Source organism: Pseudomonas sp. Nvir (assembly GCF_963778085.1).
Taxonomy (GTDB): domain Bacteria; phylum Pseudomonadota; class Gammaproteobacteria; order Pseudomonadales; family Pseudomonadaceae; genus Aquipseudomonas; species Aquipseudomonas juntendi.
Genome location: NZ_OY970405.1, coordinates 5,324,897 through 5,350,220 on the forward strand (window position 1 = coordinate 5,324,897; position 25,324 = coordinate 5,350,220).

At 64.0% G+C, this 25,324-nt stretch carries 18 protein-coding genes; 6 read left to right on the forward strand and 12 right to left on the reverse strand.

Going from position 1 to position 25,324, the window contains the following annotated elements; all coding sequences use genetic code 11:
• Window positions 1–32 precede the first annotated feature (32 nt).
• Window positions 33–1,304, reverse strand: coding sequence for a lipid IV(A) 3-deoxy-D-manno-octulosonic acid transferase (gene waaA / locus AACG97_RS25560; RefSeq protein WP_197885112.1), 1,272 nt, complete (start codon window positions 1,302–1,304; stop codon window positions 33–35).
• Window positions 1,305–1,315: 11 nt separating this feature from the next.
• A complete protein-coding gene (locus tag AACG97_RS25565; protein WP_009681339.1) occupies window positions 1,316–2,206 on the reverse strand; it encodes a LysR family transcriptional regulator in 891 nt (296 codons plus the stop codon).
• Between the two features lie 85 nt (window positions 2,207–2,291).
• On the opposite strand from AACG97_RS25565, the gene AACG97_RS25570 reads away from it, so the two are divergent.
• The 4 genes from AACG97_RS25570 to AACG97_RS25585 all read left to right on the forward strand — a co-directional run bounded on the left by AACG97_RS25570 (window position 2,292) and on the right by AACG97_RS25585 (window position 5,752).
• Window positions 2,292–2,624: a DMT family transporter gene (locus AACG97_RS25570; protein WP_009681340.1), complete on the forward strand. Its 333-nt coding sequence runs from the start codon at window positions 2,292–2,294 to the stop codon at window positions 2,622–2,624.
• 121 nt (window positions 2,625–2,745) lie between these two features.
• Window positions 2,746–3,921, forward strand: a complete 1,176-nt coding sequence (locus AACG97_RS25575; RefSeq protein ID WP_029887210.1) for an NAD(P)/FAD-dependent oxidoreductase — start codon at window positions 2,746–2,748, stop codon at window positions 3,919–3,921.
• A complete protein-coding gene (locus tag AACG97_RS25580; RefSeq protein WP_009681342.1) occupies window positions 3,918–4,730 on the forward strand; it encodes an aldo/keto reductase in 813 nt (270 codons plus the stop codon). The genes AACG97_RS25575 and AACG97_RS25580 overlap by 4 nt, the downstream gene beginning before the upstream one ends.
• Window positions 4,731–4,783: 53 nt before the next feature.
• Complete coding sequence (locus tag AACG97_RS25585; RefSeq protein ID WP_197885114.1) at window positions 4,784–5,752, forward strand: metal ABC transporter ATPase; 969 nt, start codon at window positions 4,784–4,786, stop codon at window positions 5,750–5,752.
• Between the two features lie 166 nt (window positions 5,753–5,918).
• On the opposite strand, the gene hldE is transcribed toward AACG97_RS25585, so the two are convergent.
• A complete protein-coding gene (gene hldE / locus AACG97_RS25590) occupies window positions 5,919–7,340 on the reverse strand; it encodes a bifunctional D-glycero-beta-D-manno-heptose-7-phosphate kinase/D-glycero-beta-D-manno-heptose 1-phosphate adenylyltransferase HldE (protein ID WP_009681344.1) in 1,422 nt (473 codons plus the stop codon).
• Between the two features lie 130 nt (window positions 7,341–7,470).
• A complete protein-coding gene (msbA, locus tag AACG97_RS25595) occupies window positions 7,471–9,279 on the reverse strand; it encodes a lipid A export permease/ATP-binding protein MsbA (RefSeq protein WP_009681345.1) in 1,809 nt (602 codons plus the stop codon).
• Between the two features lie 214 nt (window positions 9,280–9,493).
• Between msbA and AACG97_RS25600 the strand changes: the two genes are divergently transcribed.
• Window positions 9,494–10,099 (forward strand): toluene tolerance protein, encoded by a 606-nt coding sequence (locus AACG97_RS25600; RefSeq protein ID WP_144189426.1) that lies wholly within the window; start codon window positions 9,494–9,496, stop codon window positions 10,097–10,099.
• Window positions 10,100–10,185: 86 nt separating this feature from the next.
• On the opposite strand, the gene AACG97_RS25605 is transcribed toward AACG97_RS25600, so the two are convergent.
• The 8 genes from AACG97_RS25605 to putP all read right to left on the reverse strand — a co-directional run bounded on the left by AACG97_RS25605 (window position 10,186) and on the right by putP (window position 19,907).
• A complete protein-coding gene (locus AACG97_RS25605) occupies window positions 10,186–10,959 on the reverse strand; it encodes a glycosyltransferase family 2 protein (RefSeq protein WP_054881222.1) in 774 nt (257 codons plus the stop codon).
• Window positions 10,960–11,024: 65 nt separating this feature from the next.
• Complete coding sequence (locus AACG97_RS25610; RefSeq protein ID WP_029887216.1) at window positions 11,025–11,981, reverse strand: glycosyltransferase family protein; 957 nt, start codon at window positions 11,979–11,981, stop codon at window positions 11,025–11,027.
• 37 nt (window positions 11,982–12,018) lie between these two features.
• Window positions 12,019–13,422 (reverse strand): PIG-L deacetylase family protein, encoded by a 1,404-nt coding sequence (locus tag AACG97_RS25615; RefSeq protein ID WP_047150060.1) that lies wholly within the window; start codon window positions 13,420–13,422, stop codon window positions 12,019–12,021.
• Complete coding sequence (locus tag AACG97_RS25620; protein ID WP_009681351.1) at window positions 13,419–14,315, reverse strand: antimicrobial resistance protein Mig-14; 897 nt, start codon at window positions 14,313–14,315, stop codon at window positions 13,419–13,421. The genes AACG97_RS25615 and AACG97_RS25620 overlap by 4 nt, the downstream gene beginning before the upstream one ends.
• Complete coding sequence (locus tag AACG97_RS25625) at window positions 14,315–15,445, reverse strand: glycosyltransferase (protein ID WP_225786371.1); 1,131 nt, start codon at window positions 15,443–15,445, stop codon at window positions 14,315–14,317. The genes AACG97_RS25620 and AACG97_RS25625 overlap by 1 nt, the downstream gene beginning before the upstream one ends.
• The gene (locus AACG97_RS25630) at window positions 15,429–17,186 is read right to left on the reverse strand and encodes a carbamoyltransferase family protein (RefSeq protein ID WP_144189430.1); all 1,758 of its coding nucleotides are present in this window, start codon (window positions 17,184–17,186) and stop codon (window positions 15,429–15,431) included. Before AACG97_RS25630 ends, AACG97_RS25625 begins: the two co-directional genes overlap by 17 nt.
• Before the next feature lie 237 nt (window positions 17,187–17,423).
• Window positions 17,424–18,260 (reverse strand): 23S rRNA (adenine(2030)-N(6))-methyltransferase RlmJ, encoded by an 837-nt coding sequence (locus tag AACG97_RS25635; protein ID WP_054914014.1) that lies wholly within the window; start codon window positions 18,258–18,260, stop codon window positions 17,424–17,426.
• A 168-nt stretch (window positions 18,261–18,428) separates the two neighbouring features.
• Window positions 18,429–19,907, reverse strand: coding sequence for a sodium/proline symporter PutP (gene putP, locus AACG97_RS25640; protein ID WP_009681355.1), 1,479 nt, complete (start codon window positions 19,905–19,907; stop codon window positions 18,429–18,431).
• Between the two features lie 357 nt (window positions 19,908–20,264).
• Here putP and putA point away from each other — a divergent pair, with 357 nt between their 5' ends.
• The gene (gene putA, locus AACG97_RS25645) at window positions 20,265–24,218 is read left to right on the forward strand and encodes a trifunctional transcriptional regulator/proline dehydrogenase/L-glutamate gamma-semialdehyde dehydrogenase (protein ID WP_115294906.1); all 3,954 of its coding nucleotides are present in this window, start codon (window positions 20,265–20,267) and stop codon (window positions 24,216–24,218) included.
• The last annotated feature ends 1,106 nt before the right edge of the window (window positions 24,219–25,324 follow it).

A 25,324-nucleotide genomic window follows, 5' to 3' on the forward strand; every position in this document is an offset into this window, starting at 1 on the left:
CCGCTCCTGCAGGGATCGCACCGCTGCGAATATCAGCGCATTAGCGCAGCCAGCCCATCGAGCAAGCGCTGCAATGCACCTTGGTTGGCCTGCATCACCGCCCTGCCCGCCGCGCCCATGCGCTGGGCATCCTGCGGTAACTCGACCAACCGCCGCACGGCCTCGGCCAGCCCGTCGGCATCGTCCACCTGCTGCAACGCCCCTGCCTCTACCAGCATTGCGCTGATTTCGAGGAAGTTGAACACGTGCGGCCCCATGATCACCGGCAAGGCCAGTGCTGCCGGTTCCAGCGGGTTGTGCCCGCCGGTCGGCACCAGGCTGCCGCCCACGAAGGCGATATCGGCCAGCGCATACAGAAACAGTAATTCGCCCATGGTGTCGCCCAGCAATACCCGGGTTTGTGCGTCGACGGGCGCGCCAGTGGAGCGGCGAACGGTGCTGAACTGCTCGCTGCAAAGCGCATGCACCGCATTGAACCGCTCAGGGTGGCGCGGTACCAGGATCAGCAAGGCATCGCCATGCACCTGCAACAACTGCTGATGCGCCTGCAGCACCAGCGCATCCTCCCCCTCATGGGTGCTGGCAGCAATCCACACCGGGCGCTGCTGCACCCCCCACTGGGCACGCAATGCCTTGGCACGGGGTCGCAGTTGCTCATCGATCTTCAGGTCGAACTTGATCGAACCGGTGACCTGCACGCACTCAGGACGCGCCCCCAGATCAAGGAAGCGCTGCGCCTCGGTTTGCGTTTGCACGGCAATCAGGCTCATCTCTGCCAGCATAGGCCGGGTCAGCTTGGCAAAACGCGCATAACCACGGGCCGAGCGCTCGGACAAACGCGCATTGGCCAGCACCACTGGAATACCGCGCTCGGCACACTGGTGGATGTGATTGGGCCACAACTCGGTCTCCATGATGATGCCCAGTTTGGGCTGCACATGGTCGAGAAAGCGCCCGGCCGCCCACGGCAGATCGTAGGGTAGGTAGCAATGCTGCACGCGCGGTTCGTCGGCGAACATGGCGCGAATGCGCTCGGAACCGGTAGGGGTCATGCAGGTGATCGTGATGGGCAGTTGCGGGTAGGCCTTGAGCAAGGCGCGCACCATCGGCGCCGCGGCAATGCTTTCGCCGACCGACACCGCGTGCACCCAGATACCGCCCTGGCGCATGGCCGGCAGCCTGAAGGCAAACCGCTCGCCGATACGCTGGCCATAGGCCGGCGCCTTGCGTGCGCGAAGGTACAGGCGCAGCGCGACCAGCGGCAGGCCCAGGTGAAAGAGCAAGGTATAGAGGGTTCTGTTCATGGCAGCGGAGTTTACCCGATCGCGCGCAAGTGCACTGCAAAGCGCTCGGCCAACCATTGCGCAGCAGGGCCCAGGGGTTCATCACGGCGCCAGGCCAGTTCCGCCACCAACGCCGGTGGGCGCCACTCACTGTCTAGCTCCACCATGTGCGTCTGGTATGTGGGGTACTGCACGACATGCCGTGGCAACCAGGCCCAGCCCAGGCCGCGCATCAACAGCTCCGCCAGAACGTAGAAGCTGTCGGCACGCCACACCTGCGGGCTGATGGCCTCGCCACCGGGGTAACCGCTTTGCTGCGGGGTGATCAGCAATTGACGATGGCGGGCCAGCTGTTGGCGAGTGACCCGGCCACGACCCGCCAGCGGGTGGTCGACCGCACAGACCGTGACCATTTCCACGCTGCCCAGGGCGCGCCGCTCCAGGGTTGCCGGAATGCTCTCGTGGTGAAAGAACAGCCCCAGGTCGGCGCGCCGCTCGACCAGTTTGCGCGCCACATCACCCTGGGCCCCGCTGGCCAGTTGCACCTCCAGCAGCGGAAAGCGGCTGGCCAATTCATCGAGGCTGTCAATCACCGGCTGGTAGGGCATGGCTTCGTCCTGCGCCACGCGCAGCAAGGCCTCCTGCCCGCGCATCAACGCCAGCGCACGGCCATCCAGGCGTTCGCACTGGCGCAGCAGTTCACGGGCATCTTCCAGCAGCGCGCTGCCGTTTTGCGTCAGTTTCGGCTGCCGGCCACTGCTGCGCTCGAACAGGGTGACGCCCAGGTCGGTTTCCAGCAAGGCGACCGCGCTGCTGATCGCCGACTGGGCCTTGCGCTGTTCACGGGCCACGGCAGAGAACGAGCGCAATTCTGCAACGCGCACAAAGGTTCGCAGTTGTTCGAGGTTCCACTGCTCGGCCATTGGCCTATCTCCAGAATTGATAGGTAATGACTTTACCGCATCCAGGTTGAGCCTAGAATGCCCGCCAGAACCGGAGGATCCCACCATGAATGCCTACACCTATCTCGCCATTGCCATCTGCGCCGAAGTCATCGCCACCGCTTCGATGAAAGCGGTAAAAGGCTTGAGCACGCCGTTGCCGCTGCTGCTGATGGTGGTGGGCTACGGCATTGCGTTCTGGATGCTCACCCTGGTGGTGCGCAGCATTCCGGTGGGTATTGCCTATGCCATCTGGTCGGGGCTGGGCATTGTGCTGATCAGCGTGGCGGCGCTGGTGATCTACGGGCAGAAACTGGATGTGCCGGCGATGCTGGGGATGGCGATGATTGTCGGCGGGGTGGTGGTGATTCAGCTGTTCTCCAAGACCACCGGGCATTGAGCTGTACCCCGCGAGGCAAGCCAGCGCCCACGGGGTAGCACTGGCCGGGTTTGCCGGCGGTAGGGCCCGCTGGGGGATACCCTGTATACTTGCCAGCTGTCCCAGTCTTCGAGGTACCGCCATGCCATCTGCCATTTCCACTGACGTGCTGATCGTCGGCGCCGGGGTCGCAGGCCTCTGGCTCAACGCACGCCTGCGCCGCATGGGGTATTCGACAGTGCTGGTGGAGCGCGCCAGCCTTGGCGGTGAGCAGACTATCAAGTCCCAGGGCATTATCCATGGCGGCACCAAGTACGCCCTGCACGGTGCCCTGACCGGCGCGTCGGAAGCCATTGCCGACATGCCGCGCCGCTGGCGCGAAGCCTTGAGCGGCAGCGGCGAGCTGGATCTTGCCGGCACCCGCCTGCTGTCCGATGCCCACTACCTGTGGTCGCCAGGCACCCTGGCCGGCAACCTCACCAGCTTCTTTGCCAGCAAGGCCGTGCGCGGCCGGGTCGATCAGGTAAAGGGCGAGCAACTGCCACCCGCCCTGCAAGACCGCGCGTTCAAAGGCAAGGTCTACCGCCTGGCTGAACTGGTCATCGACGTGCCCAGCCTGCTGGCCAACCTGGCCGAACTGGCAGGTGACAGCCTGCTGGCTGGTGAGCACATCGAACCGCTTCGCGAAGGTGAAGAACTGGTCGGCCTGCGCGTGGACGGCCGTGACATCCGTGCGCAACGCATCGTACTCAGCGCCGGCGCCGGCACGGCCGACCTGCTGCATGCCGTGGGGCTGCAGCAGCCGGCCATGCAAACCCGCCCGTTGCACATGGTGCTGGCCAAAGGCGCCAACCTCAAACCGCTGTACGCCCACTGCCTGGGCAGTGGGCCAAAGCCCAGGGTCACCATCACCACCCACCCCGCGGCCGATGGCCAGTGGGTCTGGTACCTGGGTGGCGACCTGGCCGAAGCCGATGGCGTCGCCCGCGAGCCTGAGGCACAAATAGCCGCCGCCCAGAAGGAAATCGCCAGCCTGCTGCCTTGGGTCGACCAAAGCCAACTGCACTGGGCCACACTGCGGGTCGACCGCGCAGAACCGGCACAGTCCGGCCTGGTACGCCCGGACAACGCCTTCCTCGCCGAGCAACACCGCCTGCTGGTGGGCTGGCCAACCAAACTGGCGCTGGCACCGGACTTCAGCGACCGCGTCATCAGCCATCTGCAACGCGACGGGATCCGCCCACAGGCGCATGCCGAGCTAGGCGACCTGCCTCGGCCGGTGCTGGGTGTGCCGGCCTGGGAGCGCCTGCTGCCATGAGCCTGCCCACCCTGCACGGTTTGCACCGCCCGCTGGGCAGCACCGGCTTTCAGGTTTCGCCACTCGGCCTGGGTACGGTCAAGCTGGGCCGCGATCAGGGCGTGAAATACCCCAATGGGTTCACCATCCCCAGCGACGACGAAGCCCGCATGCTGCTGGCCCAGGCCCGTGAACTGGGCATCAACCTCATCGATACCGCCCCCGCCTATGGCCGCAGCGAGGAACGCCTGGGCCCGCTGCTGCGCGGCCAGCGCGACGCGTGGGTGATCGTGAGCAAGGTCGGGGAAGAATTCGACGGTGGCCAGTCACATTTCGACTTCACCGCCGCCCACACTCGCCGCTCGGTGGAGCGCAGCCTGCGCCGCCTGGAAACCGACCGCATCGACCTGGTGCTGGTGCATTCCGACGGCAACGACCTGGCCATTCTTGAGCAGCAAGAGGTGTACCAGACGCTGGCCGCGCTCAAACAAGAGGGCAAGATCCTTGGCTACGGCCTGTCCGGCAAAACCGTCGCCGGCGGCCTGAAGGCCCTGGAGCAAGGCGATTGCGCCATGGTCACCTACAACCTCAGCGAGCAGGCAGAACGGCCGGTGCTGGACTACGCTGCCGAGCACGGCAAGGCCATCCTGGTGAAAAAGGCGCTGGCCAGCGGGCACCTTTGCCTGGCGCCGGGTGTCGACCCTGTGAAGGCCAGTTTCGAACTGCTGTTCGCCCACCCGGGCGTCAGCAGTGCTATCGTCGGCACCATCAACCCGTTGCACCTGGCCCATAACGTGGCCACCGTTGCCCGTATTCTGGGCCAGCACTGAGTTACCCACGGCCCCCTGGGCCTGGAAACTGACCCGACGCAAGGAGGAGCCTCGTGGCGCGAACGCTGATCCGCAAGAACCCGAGCAACTTCAAGACACTGCCATTGCACGTCGAGGCGAGCGCCGAAGGGCTGATTTACCAGAGCATCGGCATGCCGCTGAATTTCGCCCAGACCCAACAGCGGCGCAAAGCCATCGAACTGCCCGACCCGCAGCGCTTCGTGGCCGAACTGGCCAACCTGGGCGTATCGGTGCGCCTGACGCTGCATTGGCAGAACCGCGATTACTGGGTGCTGGTGCGCCAGCGCCGGCAAGACCGGGGCGATGTGGTACTGAAACTGATTTCCGGCTACGTGCCGGCGCAGGAGCTGAACCTGCCCCTGCATACTGCCGTGCAGGAAGTAGCCGAAGAATGCCTGCTGGAAACCCCGGAAGGCTGGCTGGGCGGGCGCTTCATCGACACCTGGCTACCCGTCCCCTACGCTGCCGCCCTGCACTACCGCGAAACCCCGCACTTCGTGCTGGCCCCGCAATCCGGTGCCGCCCGGCCCGTACACTGTGGCCAGCTGCCCCTGCTGGAGCGGCCGCGGGCCTATGTGCACTTGCCCACGGCGTCGTTGCAGCTGATCTATGACATGCGTTTGCAGGTGCCGCGGGACGCCAAGAAACTCAGCTTGTTCCACGTTGACGAGCGTTTGGAAGGCGACCAACTGGTGGCGAGGCTCAACCGCAAGCGCCCTGACCTATACCTGATGCCGTTGCAGGACGGCCAACCGCTGGCAGAGCTGTACACGTTGAAGAAGGACGAATTGGTGCCTGCAAGTACGCGCGGCCTTTACCTGGCCGAAAGCTTTGCCAAACAGGACGGTTGGGTAGTGGCGGACGAGCGGGTGCGCTGGAGGGATTGGGTCAAGCAGCAAGGCCTGGTGGAAAGCAAGCCGGCGCGGGCCTCACGCCTGCAACGTTTTGGCGACAAGGCGCGGGCGTTGCTGCAGCGGGCGCGCACCTCACTTCACAAATAAGATTCTGAAGCCAGCGTGGCCCCTGTAGGAGCGGCCTTGTGTCGCGAAAGGGCTGCGCAGCAGCCCCAGCTATTTGTGCGTTTGCAGTGGAATCCTGGGGCTGCTACGCAGCCCTTTCGCGACACAAGGCCGCTCCTACACAGGCCAGTGAAAGAGTGGCGCTCGATCAGTGCTTGCGGATCTTCTCGACAATAGCCGTGGTCGAGCTGTTCTCGACCAGCCCCAGCACCTTCACGGTGCCGCCGTAGGCCTTGACGATGTCGGCGCCGACCACCTGGTCGATGCCGTAGTCACCCCCCTTGACCAGCACATCCGGCTTGACCTGGCTCAGCAGGTTCTCCGGGGTGCCCTCGGAGAAGCTGATCACCCAGTCCACCGCACCCAGCCCGGCCAGCACGGCCATGCGCCGGTCGACGCTGTTGATCGGCCGGCCCGGCCCTTTCAGGCGGCTGACGGAAGCATCGTCGTTGACGGCCACGATCAGGCGATCGCCTTGGGCCCGCGCCTGCTCCAGGTAGGTTACGTGCCCGGCATGCAGGATATCGAAGCAACCGTTGGTGAAAACGATTTTCTCCTTGTGCGCCCGCGCGTCATCGATGGCCAGCAGCAGCTGTTCCAGGCCCAGCACACCGCGCTCGGAGCCTTCCTCACGCTGGATCGCACGGCGCAGTTCAGGGGCGCTGATGGCGGCGGTACCCAACTTGCCGACCACGATACCTGCCGCCAGGTTGGCCAGGGCCACTGCGTGGGGCAAGTCCTCACCGGCGGCAATCGCGGCGGCCAGGGTGGAGATAACGGTATCGCCAGCCCCGGTAACGTCGAACACTTCGCGCGCCCGCGCCGGCAAATGCAGCGCTGGCTGGCCAACGCGCAGCAGGGTCATGCCGTGCTCGCCACGGGTGACCAGCAAGGCGCCCAGGTCCAGGTCCTGAAGCAGCTGCAACCCCTTGGCGACCAGGTCGCCCTCATCGACGCATCGACCCACGATGGTCTCGAACTCGCTGAGGTTGGGGGTGATCAGGCTGGCGCCACGGTAGATGGAAAAATCCTTGCCCTTGGGGTCGGCCAGCACCGGAATGCCCTTGCCCCGGGCCGCCTGGATCAGGGCCTGGTGGTTTTTCAGCGCACCCTTGCCGTAGTCGGACAAGACCAGCACCTTGACCCCCTCGAGCAGGTTGTCGACCTCGCTGGCCAGCGACAGCGGGTCGGTGGCGAAGGGCTCTTCGAAATCGATACGCAGCAGTTGCTGGTGTCGGCTCATGACCCGGAGCTTGACGATGGTCGGCTGGTGGGCAATGCGCTGGAACACCGAGCGCACCCCGGCAGCCTGCAGGCTATTGGCCAGGCTGTCGGCGGCCTCGTCCTGGCCGGTGACGCCGATCAGCGACGCGGGTGCGCCCAGCGCGGCAATGTTCAAGGCAACGTTGGCCGCACCGCCGGGGCGATCCTCGATCTGATCGACCTTGACCACCGGCACTGGCGCCTCGGGCGAAATACGCGAAGTACCGCCATGCCAGTAGCGGTCGAGCATGACATCGCCGACCACCAGTACCGGGGCTTGATCGAAACGCGGCATGGACAACTTCATGGGCAACCCATATGGAAATAATGAACAGGGGCAGGATATTAGCACAGGGTCGTCAATGGCTTTACGGCCAGATAGCCCATGGAAAATTCCCGTGACAATCGGGGCCATGACGGCCCCGATCAAGGAGGGTTCAGGTGATGTCGGCCTTGGCCGGCTCATCCAGGCCCATGGCATGCAGGCGGGCATAATGGCCATTTGCCGCAAGCAACTCGGCATGGGTACCGCGCTCTACCAACCGGCCCTGATCCATGACCAGGATCTGGTCGGCCTTCTCGATGGTGGACAGGCGATGGGCGATGACCAGCGTGGTCCGCCCCTGCATCACGTGGTCCAGCGCCGCCTGGATATGCCGCTCGGACTCGGTGTCCAGGGCAGAGGTGGCCTCGTCGAGAATCAGCAGTGGGGCGTTTTTCAGCAGTGCACGGGCAATTGCCAGGCGCTGGCGCTGACCGCCGGACAGCAGCACGCCGTTTTCACCGACTTCGGTATCGAAGCCCTTCGGCAGACGGTCGACGAACTCCTTGGCGTAGGCATCGGCCGCCGCGGCTTCGATGTCTGCGCGCGGGGCGCCGGCCAGGTCGCCGTAGGCGATGTTGTTGGCCACGGTGTCGTTGAACAGGGTGACATGCTGGGTCACTTGCGACACATGGCGGCGCAGGTTGCGCAGGCGGTAGTTCTCGATCTCCACGCCATCGAGCAGAATCTGCCCTTTGCTGTGGTGATAGAAGCGCGGGATCAGCGCAGCCAGCGTCGACTTGCCACTACCCGAGCGGCCAACCAGGGCGATCATTTGCCCGGGCTCGGCAGTGAAGCTGATGTCGCTCAGCACCTCGCGGTCGGTACCGGGGTAGGTAAAGCTGAGGTTGCGCACTTCCAGGTGCCCTTCCACGCGCTCCTTCTCGACCGTGCCGGTGTCCAGCTCAGGGGCTTCGTCCAGTTGCTCGAAGATGCTTTCGGCACCTGCAAGGCCCTTCTGGATGGTCGAGCTGACTTCCGACAACTGGCGAATCGGCTTGGGCAACAGGCCGGCAGCGGTGATGTAGGCGACCAGGTCGCCAGCGGTGGACTCGCCCCGCAGGAACAGCACCAGGAACATCAACGCGGCCATGGCGGTGTAGATCACCAGCTGCAACACCGGCGTGTACAGCGAACCGGTCTTGGTCATGCGCAGCTGCTTGTCGGTGTTGCTCAGGCTGGCCTTGCCGAAACGCTGTTCCTCATAGGCCTCGCCACCGAAGCTGCGGACCACGCGATAGCCCTGGATGGTTTCAGAGGCAACGTGGGTGACGTCGCCCATGGCTACCTGGATCTTCTTGCTCTGCTTGCGGAATTTCTTGCTGGCCACGCTGACCATTACCGCGATGACCGGCAGGATGGCGACCATCACCAGGGTCAGGTGCCAGTTCATCCACAGCAGGTAGGCGAACAGGAACACCACGGTCAGGCCTTCGCGGATCACTACCTTGATGGCATCGGTGGCAGCACCGGTGACCATGGTCACGTTGAAGGTGATGCGTGAAATCAGGTGCCCGGAGTTGTGGTTGTCGAAGTAGCGGTTAGGCAACACCAGCAGTTTGTTGAACAACTCCACCCGCAAGTCGTGCACCAGGCACAGGGAGACCTTGGCCAGGAAGTAGTTACCAAGGAACGAGCCCAGGCCTTGCCAGGCGGCGATCAGGATGATCAGCAGCGGCACGGCCTGAAGCAATTGCAGGTCGCGCAGGTACGGCACGTTGGGGAACAACACCGCTTCGGGGTTGCTCAACCCATCGACGAAATATTTGAGGATGCCGGCCAGCATCGGCTGGGTCGAGGCGAAGATCACGAAACCGATGATGCTCAGCAGGAAAATGCCGACGTAGGGTTTCACATAGCCCAGCAGCCGGAAGTAGATCTTCAGGCTGGATGTGTGCTCCGCCGGTCGCGGTGTTTCGGCCATTATCAAGCTCGCTGTTCAGGTTGAACCGGAAATTTTACCACAGGCGTCATTTTCGGCACGCCCCCATGGCAGCATCATCGCAAGCCCGAGCTACAGGGCTGTGTGGGCGAACCCGTTCCTACCCGATGAATCGAAGACACCATGCATGGTGCTACCGCATTATTTTCGGCATTATTGCCGGTCATTTTGCTCGCCAGACGACAAGGCCCTATTCATGCAATGCTCGCGGCTCAACCAGGTCGACTTCGACCAGCTGACACACGGCGCCCAGGTGCTTGAGGCAGACAGCCATGGCGCCAAAGTCTACCTGCTCGCAGATGGTAATTTCCTCAAGGTTTTTCGTAGAAAACGTCTGATTTCATCTGCACTGCTGCGCCCGTACTCGCAGCGCTTCGTCGACAACGCTGCGCGCCTGGCACAACTGGGCATTCCCACCCTCGAGGTGATCAGCCAACACAAGCTCGACATGCCAGGCCGCACCGCGGTGCTGTATCGCCCTCTGCCGGGGCGCACCTTGCTGCAAATGTCTCGGGATGAAAGTTTCAGCTGGGATATCTACCTGCCGCGCCTGATCGAACTGATCCGCCAGTTGCACCGCAGCGGTGTGTATTTCCGCTCGCTGCACCTGGGCAACGTGGTGGTAACCCCTGACCAGCGCCTGGGCCTGATCGACGTAGCCGACATGCGCTTCCTGCGGCCGCCGCTGTCAGCGCGCATGATCCGGCGCAATGTGCAGCACATGGTGCGTTACATAGAGCGGGAAAACCTCGGCGAGCGCTTCCCCCTCGCTGCATTCGAGGGCGCCCTGCTCGCGCGTTGAGGTCAGCCGAGACATCGCTCGGCCAGCATCAATCGACGTTGTCGGGGGGGGGCTTGCTGCGGGCAATCGCGGGCATGACTGCGTTGTTACTGTACAAAAACGGTAATACCTGCGCCGATCAAGGCCCCGGCCACCAGCGTCAATGCCAGCTTCATCCGGTCACGCTGACGGCGCTTGGCCTTGCGCTCCACTTCAATGGGTACGGTCACGTGATTACCGAACCCAGTGTGCAATACCGCATCACCTTCCAGCGTGACCGCTGTCAGGTTGAGCTCGGCATAACGCCGGGACAGCGCCTTTTCTCCAGCATAGGCGGCAAATGGCGCACAGCGCTGGTAATCGCTCAACCGCCGCAGGCCGGGGTTCAACGAAAACGCCTGCCATTCGGCCTTGTCCGACAACAGGGGGTAGCACGGCACGCCGGCGATCACCTGCCGATCCCCGAGGTGAATGTACGGGCTGTGCACGGCCAGGTCGTGGGCGTGGCTGCGCAGCCACACCTGCAGCAGGTCGGGGCTGGCAGCCAGAATGGCGTGCGAGTCCTCGACGAAGCCTTGGCGATAGAAGTGCCAATCGTCCTCGCAATGGAAGATGTAGGGCGTCTTGACGTGGCTGTAGGCCAGGTCGATAGACGCCAGCTGGCCTAGCTTGGGGCGGTTGACGAACACCTTGCAGTGCGGTTTCCAGTGCTCTGGCACAGCGTCATGCACGGCATCGTCACCTGAATCTTCGGTGATGAATACCTCGCGTATGGGCGCCGTGTTGTAGCGATCGAAACTCTCAAGGGTGTCTTTGAGCAGGTCGAACCGCCCACAACTGGTCACGACAAGCGTGACATCACTCTCATTTGAAAAGCGCACCGGACTCCCCCCGCGTTGCGACTGTCGGCTTTCAACGCCCGTTCCTGGGCGCCAAAGCTCTTATGTTAGAAGCCCAGCTTCAGGCGCAGCCGCTGCCATGCTGATAATGGCGGGCGGGGCCTGAGCGCTGGGCGCATGTGCTCGACGATGCTACGGCCTACAGCGCCGAAGCTGAAACGGGAAACCGCCAGATGGCGGCCATTTTCGGCAATCTGCCGCGCCAGCTCAGGCTCGGCACGCAAGCGTCGCAGCTTGGCCTGAAGGGTCGGGATGGTGTCATACAACACCACGTTGTGCATGTCCTGTAGACCCAACGCACGGTTTTCCTGCTCGCCCTGGTCATAGGCCAGCAGTACACAGCCGCAGGCCATGGCCTCGAAGTTCTTGATCATGTATTCGCCCATGCCGACATCGGCGCTGACGAAAAACCGGATTCGGTTGAGCGTGTTGCAATAGTCTTCGCCCGACTTGGTGCGGGTTACCAGCAGGTCCTCGACCTGCCCCAACTCGTCCAGCAGCGCCTTGCGGCCGCTGTAGGCCACGCTGTTGACACTGCCGACGAAGGCCAGTTCGATATCGCGCTCGCGCCCTTGGTCAGCCAGCAACTGCTCGTCATAACCCTTGGGCACGAATACCGCATCGAAGCCTTCCTGGCGCAGGCGCTCGCTGACCATGTAGCCAGAGCTGATCACACGCGCCCAGGGCAGTTGCCGGTAGTGGGCGCTGAACTTGCCGGTGTACTTGCACGGGATGTAGTTCTGGTAGGCGTCGTGCTCGAGTATGACCAGGTTCGGCACGGTACGAATGAACGCGACCTGGCGGATTTCCTGCTTGAAGCGCAGAAAGAAAACAATGCGGTCATAGCGCTCGACCTGCACGTGGCGCTTGAAGTAGCGGCGCAGGTTGCGTTGGTCTTCGCTGGTCAACCAGCGCAGGTCGCATTCGCAGTTGGCCGCGACGCCGTCGTACAGGCGATCCAGGATCGCGCGCTGTTCCTTCTGTACCAGAAATAGGACTTTCATCATGTTCCTTGGGCGCTCTGCGCCAACGCGGTCAGTTTTACAGCTCACGCCGCCAGAACAGCTCATGCCGGCGCACCGCCTTGCGGAAGAACTCGTTCTCCCCATAAGGCGACGGGCGGCGACCGGCCAGCCACCGCTGCAGCAAGCGGCGCAGGCGACGCTTGAAGGGGGCTGGCGGTTGCAGGTCGTGCATCATGCCCAGCGCCATTGCCTTGTCACGCTGGCTGGCCAGGTCCAGTACCAGGCTGCAGGGGGCCCAGGCCTGATCCGCGCTCAACTGCGGCGGCAACGCCACGCCGTCACCGCTATCGCCCATTGGCCAGCGATCGTTGTCATGCAGGTGGTTGGCGTAGCACAGCAGGGTCTGTGGCTTCCAGGCCAGCCCCTGCAAGGCTTCGAGCACCGCGGCCTGGGCGCAGACATGATCGGGGTGCGGGTCCAGCTGGGGGTGCGGCAGCACCAGCACTTCGGGCCTGGCCAACTCGAGCACAGCCCGCAAGTCGGCCAACAGGTTGTGCCAGGTAGGGGCACCGTCCTGGTCGGCGGGCAGCGGGAACGGGTTGAACTGGCGGAACGGGCGGATATCGGCCATGTCGGCTTCACGAGACGCCGCAGGCCGATCGGGCGCCGCCTGCATGGCAGGCAATTGCAGGCAGAAGTAGCCCAACTGCACACAACGAGATTCCGCCACCCCGGCCCAGCGCGGCACGGCAATGCTGTCCCAGGCGCGCAGGCGACCTTTCAGGCGAGCGGCTTCAGCCTTGCCCAGGCCCATCTGCCGATAATGCTCGGCCTCGATTTCACCGGCGGTCAGCGTGACCACCCAGGCTTCCTGCGCTTGGCTGTACAGCCCGTAGGCGGCCAACTCGGCGTCATCGGCATGGGGTGCAATCACCATTACCCGCCGCCGTTGCAGTTCGACCTCCGGGGTTATCCACAAGCGCGGCTGGCCCAGCAGCCGGCAATGCCGGCCACGCAAGCGCAGTGTGCCGGCCTGCAGGGGCGCGGCCAGGCCGGTGAGGTTGAGATAACGCAAGCCGGCGACACCGCGCTCGAAGGTTTGCTGGTCGGCCTGCTCGCCCGCCAGCAGTTCGACCCGCGGATCGAGAAAACGCCCCAGCCAACTGCTTTTTATGTGCAGTTCGAGCACCAGGGTTTCCCCGCCCTGCAGCACGCAGTCGGCCTTGAGCAGACCGGCCTGCAAGCGCGCGGCCACGGGCCGGGTGTGCTCCCCGAAGTCGTAGGCGTAATCTTCGCCCGGGGTGTAGAACAGATGGTCGGCAAACCACGCCTCATGCGCAGCCCACAGCAGCGGCAACAGCAAAAGCGGCAGCCACCACCAGGTGGCCAGGCCCAAGGCGACCAGCCCGGCCAGCCCTGCCAGCAGCGCCAGGCGTTTGTTGCGCCGGTGGCGCTTGAGCAACTGCTGCTTGCGACTCATGCCTGGTACACCGGCACGGGGTTGCACCAACGCTCCTTGTACTCGCGGTCGGCACGACCGAACGAGAACCGCAGCGGCTTGTTGCGCGCTCGGGCGTCGTCCCAGGCCGCCTGGGTGTTGAGGAAGCTCAACACGCTACCTGGGCTGAAGGCCTTGGTTTCGGGGTCGACACCGCCGTTGATGTACTCCACGCTGACCCACTGCGGTGCCTCGACGCGGTACACCAGCTGGATCGCGATCGGCTTGCCGTCCAGCAGCAGTACCGAGCCGATCAGCAGCTCACGCAGACGCTCCAGCACATCGGCCATGCGCTCTGCACCGGTGGCCGGGAAGCCCCAGCGGCGCTGGAACAGGTCGCAGTACATGCTGGCGATTTCCTGTGCGCTGAACGCGCTGATCGGGCGCACCACCCCGCCCGCCTCTTCCAGCAGGCGCAGCTCGCGGCGCTGGTTGTAGCGGAACTTCTTCGACAGGTCTTCGTGCGCGCGGGCCATGGCCAGCTGTTCCTTCTGCACCTTGAGCCCGCTGAAGCGGCCCTGGTTCAGTTCGGACAGGTAGCGCACGCTGTGACGCAGCGGTGCGCCGGCATCGGGTGCGGCCGGCAGGATGATTTCGGCGTTGCCGAGGTCGAACAGGGCTTTCTTGCCGGCGCGTTTGAGCACGTCCTTGGACAGGGCCAGGTGGCGCCCCCAGGTCGCAATGGCGGCTTTCAGCTCGCCATTCTGGTGCCAGCCAAGGTAGCGCACGGGTATCTGCGCCAGGTCAGCCAGTTGCTCGACCACCAGCGGGTGAGTCGCGACGCTGCCGCCAAAGCGGGCCCACGCCTGGGCATAGGCGTGGGCGTCGATCACTTGCCAGCCGCGTTCGCGCCAAGCCTGAATACGATTGAGCATCACCCCTGCCCCACCAGCGCACGCACCTGCGGCAGTTGCCAGAAAGCCTCGCGCACGGCCTGGTCGGAAAAGCGCTCACGCAGGCGTTGCAGCATGTGTTCGGCACAGGCCTGACGCTGCTGCCCGTCGAGCACGGCCATATGTTCCAGGCCCTGGGCCAACTGCCCGGAGTCGCCCAGCGGGAACAGCACGCCAACGCCCTCGACCACCTCGCGGGCACCGCCACAGGCGGTGGCCAACACGGGCACCCCGGCTACCATGGCCTCGAGCAGGACCATGCCGAACGGCTCATGGTCGGAGCTCAGGGCGAACACGTCGAAAGCCCGGAAGTAACGGCGCGCGTCCGGCACCTGGCCAAGGAAGTCGACCTGCCCGGCAATACCCAGTTCGCCAGCCAGGGCCTTGAGCTTGCCTTCCAGACGCCCCTTGCCAAGGATCGCCAGCCGGGCGCCGGCCGGCAGCCCGGGCAGTGCCTGGGCAAAACCGCGCAACAGCGTGGCCTGGTCCTTGTCCGGGTGCAGCCGGCCGACATTGCCGACGATCCATGCCTGCGCATCCAGGCCCAGCGCCTGCCGCGCCTCGGCGCGCGGCACCTGGGCCGCCTGCAGGGCCTCGATGTCGATACGGTTGTACAGCGTCTGGATGCGTTCGGCCGGCCACTGCGGCAAGCAACGGCGCATGTCGTCGCGTACGGCATCCGACACCCCGAGCAGGCTCAGGCGTTTGCCGAACAGGTTGGCGAAAATGCGCCGCCCCTTGCGCTGGTAGTCACCAAAGGCATGGTGCACGCCGATCACCGGCAGGCCAGTAGCCAGCAACGCCACATAGATCGGCTTGAAGCGGTGGGCGATGCAGAACGCAAAATTGCGCTCGGCCGCAATCCGCCGCAGGGCGCGGATCGCGCCCAGCTTGAGACCACGCACGGCCTTGGAGCTGAAGCCCAGGAACAGCACCTCGTCCGAGGCGCAACCCGCCGCTACTTGCGCGTCGGCGGCACCCGTGAGGAACACCGTGGTGACCCGGTAGCCACGCCCCTGGAACAGGCTGGCGTACTGACGGGCACAGTCCAGAAACGGCCCGTCATAGCCATGGCAGAACTGCAGGATGCGCGGTTCAGAGCGGCTGGTCATAGGCGGCAGCGCCGTCCTTCACAACCAGGATGTCTTCCATGATCAGGTATTGCAGGTCCGAGCCGAAGAACATGTTCAGGGCGTCGGTCGGCGAGCAGATCATCGGCTCGCCACGGCGGTTCAGCGAGGTGTTCAGCGACACGCCGTTGCCGGTCAGGTCTTCGAGCGCCTTCATCATGTCGTAGTAGCGCGGGTTGTACTCGCGCTTGAGCACCTGGGCACGCGAGGTACCGTCCTCGTGAACCACCTCCGGCACACGGGTTTTCCACTCTTCAGCCACTTCGAAGGTGAAGGTCATGAACGGCGCCGGGTGATCGACCTTGATCATCTGCGGGGCGACAGTGTCGAGCATCGACGGGCAGAAAGGTCTCCAGCGCTCGCGGAACTTGATCTGCTCGTTGATACGGTTGGCGACGCCCGGCACGCTCGGGCAACCGATGATCGAACGCCCGCCCAAGGCGCGCGGGCCAAACTCCATGCGGCCCTGGAACCAGGCCACCGGGTTGCCATCGACCATGATCTTGGCGATACGCTGCGGCATGTCGTCGAGCTTGCGCCACGTCGGTGCATTCGGGTGCCGAGCGCAGGCAGCGATCACGTCCTCGTTGGAATAGGACGGGCCGAGGTAGACGTGCTCCATCTTCTCGACCGGTACGCCACGGGCGTGGGACACGTAGGCCGCAGCGCCAACCGCAGTACCGGCGTCGCCGGAAGCCGGCTGCACGAACAGCTCTTTGACATCCGGGCGGGCGATGATCTTCTGGTTGAGCTTGACGTTCAGCGCGCAGCCGCCGGCAAACGCCAGCTTGCCGGTTTCGCGCAGGGTGTCGCCCAGGTAGTGGTCGATCATCTGCAGGGCGATCTTCTCGAACAACGCCTGCATGCTGGCCGCGTAATGGATGTACGGCTCGTCGGCGATATCGCCTTCGCGCTTGGGCCCCAGCCACTCGATCAGCTTGGGCGAGAAGTAGAAGCCCTTGCCCTTTTCTTTATGGCGGCGCAGGCCGATGACGTTGGCGTATTCGGTGTTGATCACCAGTTCACCGTTCTCGAAGCTGGCCAGGCGCGAGAAGTCGTATTTGCTGGCATCGCCATACGGCGCCATGCCCATGACCTTGAACTCGCCATCGAGCATCTCGAAACCAAGGAACTCGGTAATGGCACCGTACAGGCCACCCAGCGAGTCCGGGTCGAAGAATTCCTTGATCTTGTGGATCTTGCCGTTTTCGCCGTAGCCAAAGAAGGTGGTGGCGTACTCGCCTTTACCGTCGATGCCGAGGATGGCCGTTTTTTCCTTGAAGCCCGAGCAGTGATAGGCGCTGGAAGCATGGGCCAGGTGGTGCTCGACCGGCTCGATCTTGATCTTTTTCGGGTCGAAGCCCAGTTGCTCCAGGCACCAGACGATCTTCTTGCGGTAGCGCTTGTAGCGGCGGTTGCCCATCAGGATTGCATCGAGGGCGCGATCCGGGGCGTACCAGTAGCGCTTGGCGTAGTGCCAGCGCGCCTTGCCGAACAGGCTGATGGGCGCGAACGGGATGGCAACCACGTCGACGTCGGATGGCTTGATGCCTGCCTGCTCCAGGCAGAACTTCGCCGACTCGTAGGGCATGCGGTTCTTCGCATGCTTGTCACGCACGAAGCGCTCTTCTTCGGCGGCGGCAATCAGCTTGCCATCAATGTACAGGGCCGCGGAAGGGTCATGGCTAAGGGCGCCGGACAGGCCAAGAATCGTCAATGCCAAGGGATCAGCCTCTTCATTCGGTAGAGATGCGCCAGCGGCCGCTTGGGCGGGTGGCGACTAAAAGGCGGGATTATAACGCAAAGATCACGAACTGCGCGGTCGTTGTAGGAGCGGCCTTGTGTCGCGAAAGGGGCGCGAAGCGGCCCCAGTTTCTCAGCTTCGCGGCAGAAATTGCCGGGGCCGCTTTGCGGCCCTATCGCGACACAAGGCCGCTCCTACAAGGGATCGAGGTGCAGCCTACTCGGCGATCAGCCAGTCCATGCGGTAGCTGCCGGCAGTCTGCGCCAGCTCCTTGGCCAGCCACGGCAGCAACTCCTTGAGCTCGTCTTCCAGCCCCCACGGCGGGTTGGCGATGGCCAGGCCAGAACCATTGAGCCCCTGGGGACTGTCCTGATGGTGCACATACAGCTCCACCCGCAGCAGCTTGGGTGCGCCGGTGCTGGTCAGGTCCTGGTAATAGCGTGTCAACGAACGCTGGTCCTTGATCGGGTACCAGATGGCTGCAACCGTCTGGCGCATGCGCCCAATGGCCTCTTTCATGGCCGTGGTGCAGCGCTTGAGCTCATCGGCCTGCTCGAACGGCGGGTCGATCAGCATGATCGCGCGCTTTTCCTGCACAGGCAGCAAGGCCCGCGGCACGTGCCAGCCTTCGCCCAGGTGCACGGTAACGCGCGGGTCTTTCTTCATGTTCTCCTTGAGCAACGGCCCGTCTTCCGGGTGCTTCTCATTGAGCAGGGCACGGTCCTGCTGGCGCATCAAACGCCGGGCCAGCTCAGGCGAACCAGGGTAGTAGCGCAGCTCGCCGTCGGCGTTCAAACGCTTGATGACGCGCAGGTAGTCAGCGGCCATGGCCGGCAGGTCATCGCGGTTCCACAGGCGGGCCACACCTTGCTGATACTCGCCGGTGCGGCTTGCCTGGTCGCCCTGCAGGTCGTACAGGCCAAGCCCTGCGTGGGTATCGATGTAGGCGAACGGCTGCTCCTTGCGCGACATCAGGGCGATGAGGCGGGTCAGCACGATGTGTTTGAGGACGTCGGCATGGTTGCCGGCGTGGAAGGCGTGACGATAGTTCATGGCAACTCCTGCGAAGGCGGCAAGTTTACCTTGCCTTGCAGGCGGCGTCAGGCCTGGCTGTCGGTCGGCGGCGGCTTCTTCGCGGGCTTGCCCGCTCCCACACGGATCGCACTGGTTTCAGGTTCCGTGCAAACCCTGTGGAAGCAGGCGCCGCCGGCTCAGCGGGTATTACTTGTCAGCGTGGTACGCCGCATCAGCCGTCTCGAAGCGCTGCACCATCGCCTGCGAAGGGCTGCCCAGCTTGCTCACCACGAAGATGGCAATGCTCGCCAGCAGGAAGCCCGGGATGATTTCGTACAGGCCCCAGACATCGATCTGCTTCCACAGGATCACGGTCAGTGCACCGACCACGATACCGGCCAGCGCGCCGTTACGGGTCATGCCTTTCCACAGGACCGAAATCAGCACCACCGGGCCGAAGGCTGCACCGAAGCCCGCCCAGGCATAGGCCACCAGGCCCAGCACACGGTTTTCCGGGTTGGCCGCCATGGCGATGGCGATCAGGGCCACCGCCAGCACCATCAGGCGGCCGACCCACACCAGCTCACGTTGCGACGCATGCTTGCGCAGGAAGGCTTTGTAGAAGTCTTCGGTCAGGGCACTGGAGCAGACCAGCAACTGGCAGCTCAGGGTGCTCATCACCGCCGCCAGAATGGCCGACAGCAATACGCCGGCAATCCAGGGGTTGAACAGAATCTTCGCCAGCTCGATGAACACGCGCTCGTGGTTTTCGGTAACCGGGCCAGCCAGATCAGGGTTGGCCGAGAAATAGGCGATGCCGAAGAAGCCCACGGCGCAGGTACCGGCCAGGCACAGGATCATCCAGGCCATGGAGATGCGGCGGGCGTTGGCAATCGACTTCACAGAGTCGGCCGCCATGAAGCGCGCCAGGATGTGTGGTTGGCCGAAATAGCCCAGGCCCCAACCCATCAGCGAGATGATGCCGATGAAGGTTGCGCCTTTGAACATGTCGAAGTTGGCCGGGTTGACCGCCTCGATGGCCGCGAAGGTAGTGTCGAAGCCACCTGTGGAGATCAGCACGATCACCGGCGTGAGGATCAACGCGAAGATCATCAGCGACGCCTGCACCGTGTCGGTCCAGCTCACCGCCAGGAAGCCACCCACGAAGGTGTAGGCGATGGTAGCGGCAGCGCCAGCCCACAAGGCGGTTTCGTAGGGCATGCCGAAGGTGCTTTCGAACAGACGGGCACCGGCAACGATGCCGGAAGCGCAGTAGATGGTGAAGAACACCAGGATGACGATGGCGGAAATGATGCGCAGCAAGCCGCTATTGTCGTCGAAACGGCTGGAGAAATAGTCCGGCAGGGTCAACGCGTCACCGTTGTGCTCGGTTTGCACGCGCAGGCGACCGGCCACGAACAGCCAGTTCAGGTAGGCACCCACGGTCAGGCCGATGGCGATCCAGGCCTCGGACAGGCCAGCGAAGTAGATGGCGCCCGGCAGGCCCATCAGCAGCCAGCCACTCATGTCGGAAGCACCGGCAGACAGTGCGGTTACCACGCTGCCCAGGCTGCGCCCGCCCAGAATGTAGTCGGAAAGGTTGTTGGTGGAGCGATAGGCGGCGAAGCCGATCAGCACCATTGCCGCGATGTAGATCACGAAGGTGATCGTTAGTGGGTTGCCCATGTGTGTGCCCTGGCGTTTGTTTTTATCTCATGCACAACCGCAGCGTTTGCGGTTGCACCCAGGCGGCGAATGCTATGCAACAACGCAAACTGGGTGCAACCATTTTTCATTTGCAAGTTGCACCTGCCCGCGCATTTTCCGACGAAGCCGATTTTTTGCCCCTTTTTGGAGCGAAGAGGTCGTTTTCGCGATTTAACCGCGCCAAAAACGACCCCTCGCCCTGTACGGAAATCACTGTCGGACGAGTTGCACCTTTTCCTCGAAAAATTCGGGTTGCACCTGGTTGCACCCGAATTGTCCTACAGCTAATCTTGGCGCCAGCTTAGGCCACAGCCGTGGCAATAACGAGGATAAGAAATGGCGACGACCACCCTTGGGGTCAAACTCGATGACCCTACCCGTGAGCGACTCAAGGCAGCAGCGCAGTCGATAGACCGCACGCCGCACTGGTTGATCAAGCAGGCGATCTTCAATTACCTGGAGAAGCTCGAGGGTGGCGCGACCCTGAACGACCTCAACGGCCATGCCGGCAGCCTGGCCGATGACGCCGGCGAGGTCCAGCCTGACCATGGTCACCAGTGCTTCCTGGAATTCGCCGAGAGCATCCTGCCCCAGTCGGTACTGCGCTCGGCCATTACCGCCGCATACCGCCGCCCCGAGCAGGAAGTGGTACCGATGTTGCTGGAACAGGCGCGCCTCAGCGCACCGCTGGCCGAGGCGACCAACAAGCTGGCCGCCGGCATTGCCGAGAAACTGCGCAACCAGAAAAGCGCCGGCGGCCGGGCGGGCATCGTTCAGGGCCTGCTGCAGGAGTTCTCGCTGTCTTCGCAGGAAGGCGTGGCCCTGATGTGCCTGGCCGAAGCCCTGCTGCGCATCCCCGACAAGGGCACCCGTGACGCACTGATCCGCGACAAGATCAGCAACGGCAACTGGCAGCCGCACCTGGGCAACAGCCCGTCGCTGTTCGTCAACGCCGCCACCTGGGGCCTGCTGCTGACCGGCAAGCTGGTCAGCACGCACAACGAAGCCGGCCTCACCTCCTCGCTCACCCGCATCATCGGCAAGAGCGGCGAGCCGATGATCCGCAAGGGTGTCGACATGGCCATGCGCCTGATGGGCGAGCAGTTCGTCACGGGCGAAACCATTGCCGAAGCCCTGGCCAATGCCAGCCGTTTCGAGGCCAAGGGCTTCCGTTATTCCTACGACATGCTCGGCGAGGCCGCCCTCACCGAGCACGACGCGCAGAAATACCTGGCGTCCTACGAGCAGGCCATCCACTCGATCGGCAAGGCTTCGCATGGCCGCGGCATCTATGAAGGCCCAGGCATCTCGATCAAGCTGTCGGCGCTGCACCCGCGCTACAGCCGGGCCCAGTACGAGCGGGTGATGGAAGAGCTGTACCCGCGCCTGCTGTCGCTGACCTTGCTGGCCAAGCAATACGACATCGGCCTGAACATCGACGCCGAGGAGGCCGACCGCCTGGAGCTGTCGCTGGACCTGCTCGAGCGCCTGTGCTTCGAGCCGGCGCTGGCTGGCTGGAACGGCATCGGCTTCGTCATCCAGGCCTACCAGAAGCGCTGCCCGTACGTGATCGACTACGTTATCGACCTGGCCAAGCGCAGCCGCCACCGCCTGATGATCCGCCTGGTCAAAGGTGCCTACTGGGACAGCGAGATCAAGCGCGCCCAGGTCGAGGGGCTGGAGGGCTACCCGGTATACACGCGCAAGGTGTACACCGACGTGTCCTACGTGGCCTGCGCACGCAAGCTGCTGGCCGTACCCGAGGCCATCTACCCGCAATTCGCCACCCACAACGCCCACACCCTGTCGGCCATCTACCATATTGCCGGGCAGAACTATTACCCGGGCCAGTACGAGTTCCAGTGCCTGCACGGCATGGGCGAGCCCCTGTACGAGCAGGTGGTCGGCAAGCTGGCCGATGGCAAGCTGAACCGCCCATGCCGCGTCTATGCTCCGGTGGGCACCCACGAAACGTTGCTGGCCTACCTGGTGCGTCGCCTGCTGGAAAACGGCGCCAACACCTCGTTCGTCAACCGCATTGCCGACCACTCGATCTCGATCCAGGAACTGGTCGCCGACCCGGTCGCCAGCATCGAACGCATGGGCACCCAGGAGGGCAGCATCGGCCTGCCGCACCCGCGCATCCCATTGCCGCGTGACCTGTATGGCAGCGAACGGGCCAACTCGGCCGGTATCGACATGGCCAACGAGCACCGCCTGGCTTCGCTGTCCTGCGCCATGCTGGCCACCGCTCACAATGACTGGAAAGCCGCCCCGCTGCTGGCCTGCCCCGCCAGTGAAGCGGCTGCGGTAGCGGTGCTGAACCCGGCAGACCACCGCGATGTGGTAGGCCATGTGCAGGAAGCCACGGTCGCCGACGTGGACAATGCCATCCAGTGCGCCATCAACGCGGCGCCGATCTGGCAGGCCACCCCGCCGGCAGAGCGCGCCGCGATTCTGGAGCGTACCGCCGACCTGATGGAGGCAGAAATCCAGCCGTTGATGGGGCTGCTGATTCGCGAAGCCGGCAAGACCTTTGCCAACGCCATCGCCGAAGTGCGCGAGGCGGTGGACTTCCTGCGCTACTACGCGGTGCAGGCCCGCAACGACTTCAGCAATGACGCGCACCGCCCGCTGGGGCCGGTGGTCTGCATCAGCCCATGGAACTTCCCGCTGGCGATTTTCACCGGCCAGGTGGCCGCAGCCCTGGCTGCCGGCAACCCGGTACTGGCCAAGCCTGCCGAACAGACCCCACTGATCGCCGCGCAGGCCGTGCGCCTGTTACTGGAAGCCGGCATTCCGGAAGGTGTACTGCAGTTGCTGCCAGGGCGCGGTGAAACCGTGGGTGCCGGCCTGGTTGGTGACGAGCGGGTCAAAGGCGTGATGTTCACTGGTTCCACCGAAGTCGCGCGCCTGCTGCAGCGCAACGTCGCCGGCCGCCTGGACAACCAGGGGCGGCCGATCCCGCTGATCGCCGAAACCGGTGGCCAGAACGCCATGATCGTCGACTCTTCTGCACTCACCGAGCAAGTGGTGATCGACGTGGTATCGTCGGCTTTCGACAGTGCCGGCCAGCGTTGCTCGGCCCTGCGTGTGCTGTGCCTGCAGGAAGACTCCGCCGACCGCGTGATCGAAATGCTCAAGGGGGCCATGGCTGAAAGCCGCCTGGGCTGCCCGGACCGCCTGGCAGTGGACATTGGCCCGGTGATCGACGCCGAAGCCAAGGCCGGTATCGAGAAGCACATCCAGGGCATGCGTGAAAAAGGCCGCTCGGTCTACCAGGTCGCGATCGCCGATGCTGCCGAGATCAAGCGCGGCACCTTCGTCATGCCAACCCTGATCGAGCTGGACAGCTTCGACGAGCTGAAGCGTGAAATCTTCGGCCCAGTGCTGCACGTGGTGCGCTACAACCGCCGCAACCTCGACCAGTTGATCGAGCAGATCAACAACTCCGGCTATGGCCTGACCCTCGGCGTGCACACACGCATCGACGAGACCATCGCCAAGGTGGTGGAAACCGCCAACGCCGGCAACATGTACGTCAACCGCAACATCGTTGGCGCCGTGGTAGGCGTGCAGCCCTTCGGTGGTGAAGGCCTGTCTGGTACCGGCCCGAAAGCCGGCGGCCCGCTGTACCTGTATCGCCTGCTGTCGACCCGCCCGGCCGACGCGATTGGCCGCCACTTCCAGCAACAGGATGGCGAAGGCAAGCCGGACCGTACCCTGCATGAGCAACTGGTGAAGCCGCTGCACGGTTTGAAGGCCTGGGCCGAGAGCAATCAGCTGGCCGACCTGGCCGCGCTGTGCGACCAGTTCGCTGGCCAGTCGCAGAGCGGCATCGCCCGCCTGCTGCCAGGCCCGACCGGTGAGCGCAACAGCTACACCATCCTGCCGCGCGAGCATGTGCTGTGCCTGGCGGATAATGAAACCGACCTGCTGGCGCAGCTCGCCGCGGTGCTGGCTGTTGGCAGCTCGGCGGTGTGGGCTGACAGCGAACCGGGCAAGGCCTTGCGCGCGCGCCTGCCGCGTGAGTTGCAGGCCAAGGTGAAGCTGGTGGCGGACTGGAACAAGGATGAAGTGGCGTTCGACGCCGTGATCCACCATGGCGACTCGGACCAGCTGCGTGGCGTTTGCCAGCAGGTGGCCAAGCGTGGCGGGGCGATCGTGGGTGTGCACGGGTTGTCCAGCGGGGATCATCAGATTGCGCTGGAGCGGCTGGTGATTGAGCGCGCGGTTAGTGTGAATACTGCGGCGGCCGGTGGTAACGCCAGCTTGATGACGATTGGCTGAGGCTGAGGGTTGTTGAGGGAAAGGGAGAGCTTTGGCTCTCCTTTTTTTATGGGTGTCCGCCTTGAGATTGGGGGCGGGCTGACAGGTGACCGACACAACATTTTCAGCGCCTGTGAGATCGAGCGCCGCCCGCGCGGCGCATCGCGAGCTGGCGCTCGCTCCTACGTTTGTTTCGGGCCAGTGAGGCCTGTGACAGGCGTGCGCGACCGCCTTGTTCATACGACACAATATCAAGCCATGCGCCAAAGCGTTCGCGCGCAAATCCCACAGGAATGATTGGCCCGAAACAAACGTAGGAACATTTTCAGCGCCTGTGAGATCGAGCGCCGCCCGCGCGGCGCATCGCGAGCTGGCGCTCGCTCCTACGTTTGTTTCGGGCCAGTGAGGCCTGTGACAGGCGTGCGCGACCGCCTTGTTCATACGACACAATATCAAGCCATGCGCCAAAGCGTTCGCGCACAAATCCCACAGGAATGATTGGCCCGAAACAAACGTAGGAACATTTTCAGCGCCAGCTCGCGATGCGCCGCGCGGGCGGCGCTCGGTCTTACAGGCGCCGAAGCTGCTGCGGCGAACAAAGCGGGCATCCGTGACCGAGCAGGCGTGCGCGACCGCCTTGTTCATACGACACAATATCAAGCCATGCGCCAAAGCGTTCGCGCACAAATCCCACAGGAATGATTGGCCCGAAACAAACGTAGGAACATTTTCAGCGCCTGTGAGACCGAGCGCCGCCCGCGCGGCGCATCGCGAGCTGGCGCTCGCTCCTACGTTTGTTTCGGGCCAGTGAGGCCTGTGACAGGCGTGCGCGACCGCCTTGTTCATACGACACAATATCAAGCCATGCGCCAAAGCGTTCGCGCGCAAATCCCACAGGAATGATTGGCCCGAAACAAACGTAGGAGCGAGCGCCAGCTCGCGATGCGCCGCGCGGGCGGCGCTCGGTCTTACAGGCGCCGAAGCTGCTGCGGCGAACAAAGCGGGCATCCGTGACCGAGCAGGTGCCACACTATCTTTCCAAGATGCGCGACTCAGAGTTACGCCAAAGCCACCAGATACCGACAGCCTGGCGAAACTTCGCTCATTTTCGCCCAACGGTACCCACC

Coding starts and splice junctions, on each gene's coding strand:
- AACG97_RS25620 (WP_009681351.1), bottom strand. CDS start 14,315: ATGCTCAATCGTATTCAGGCTTGGCGCGAACGCGGCTGGCAAGTGATC.
- AACG97_RS25570 (WP_009681340.1), top strand. CDS start 2,292: ATGAATGCCTACACCTATCTCGCCATTGCCATCTGCGCCGAAGTCATC.
- AACG97_RS25580 (WP_009681342.1), top strand. CDS start 3,918: ATGAGCCTGCCCACCCTGCACGGTTTGCACCGCCCGCTGGGCAGCACC.
- AACG97_RS25610 (WP_029887216.1), bottom strand. CDS start 11,981: ATGAAAGTCCTATTTCTGGTACAGAAGGAACAGCGCGCGATCCTGGAT.
- putP (WP_009681355.1), bottom strand. CDS start 19,907: ATGGGCAACCCACTAACGATCACCTTCGTGATCTACATCGCGGCAATG.
- AACG97_RS25615 (WP_047150060.1), bottom strand. CDS start 13,422: ATGAGTCGCAAGCAGCAGTTGCTCAAGCGCCACCGGCGCAACAAACGC.
- AACG97_RS25600 (WP_144189426.1), top strand. CDS start 9,494: ATGCAATGCTCGCGGCTCAACCAGGTCGACTTCGACCAGCTGACACAC.
- waaA (WP_197885112.1), bottom strand. CDS start 1,304: ATGAACAGAACCCTCTATACCTTGCTCTTTCACCTGGGCCTGCCGCTG.
- hldE (WP_009681344.1), bottom strand. CDS start 7,340: ATGAAGTTGTCCATGCCGCGTTTCGATCAAGCCCCGGTACTGGTGGTC.
- AACG97_RS25575 (WP_029887210.1), top strand. CDS start 2,746: ATGCCATCTGCCATTTCCACTGACGTGCTGATCGTCGGCGCCGGGGTC.
- msbA (WP_009681345.1), bottom strand. CDS start 9,279: ATGGCCGAAACACCGCGACCGGCGGAGCACACATCCAGCCTGAAGATC.
- putA (WP_115294906.1), top strand. CDS start 20,265: ATGGCGACGACCACCCTTGGGGTCAAACTCGATGACCCTACCCGTGAG.
- AACG97_RS25625 (WP_225786371.1), bottom strand. CDS start 15,445: ATGACCAGCCGCTCTGAACCGCGCATCCTGCAGTTCTGCCATGGCTAT.
- AACG97_RS25565 (WP_009681339.1), bottom strand. CDS start 2,206: ATGGCCGAGCAGTGGAACCTCGAACAACTGCGAACCTTTGTGCGCGTT.
- AACG97_RS25635 (WP_054914014.1), bottom strand. CDS start 18,260: ATGAACTATCGTCACGCCTTCCACGCCGGCAACCATGCCGACGTCCTC.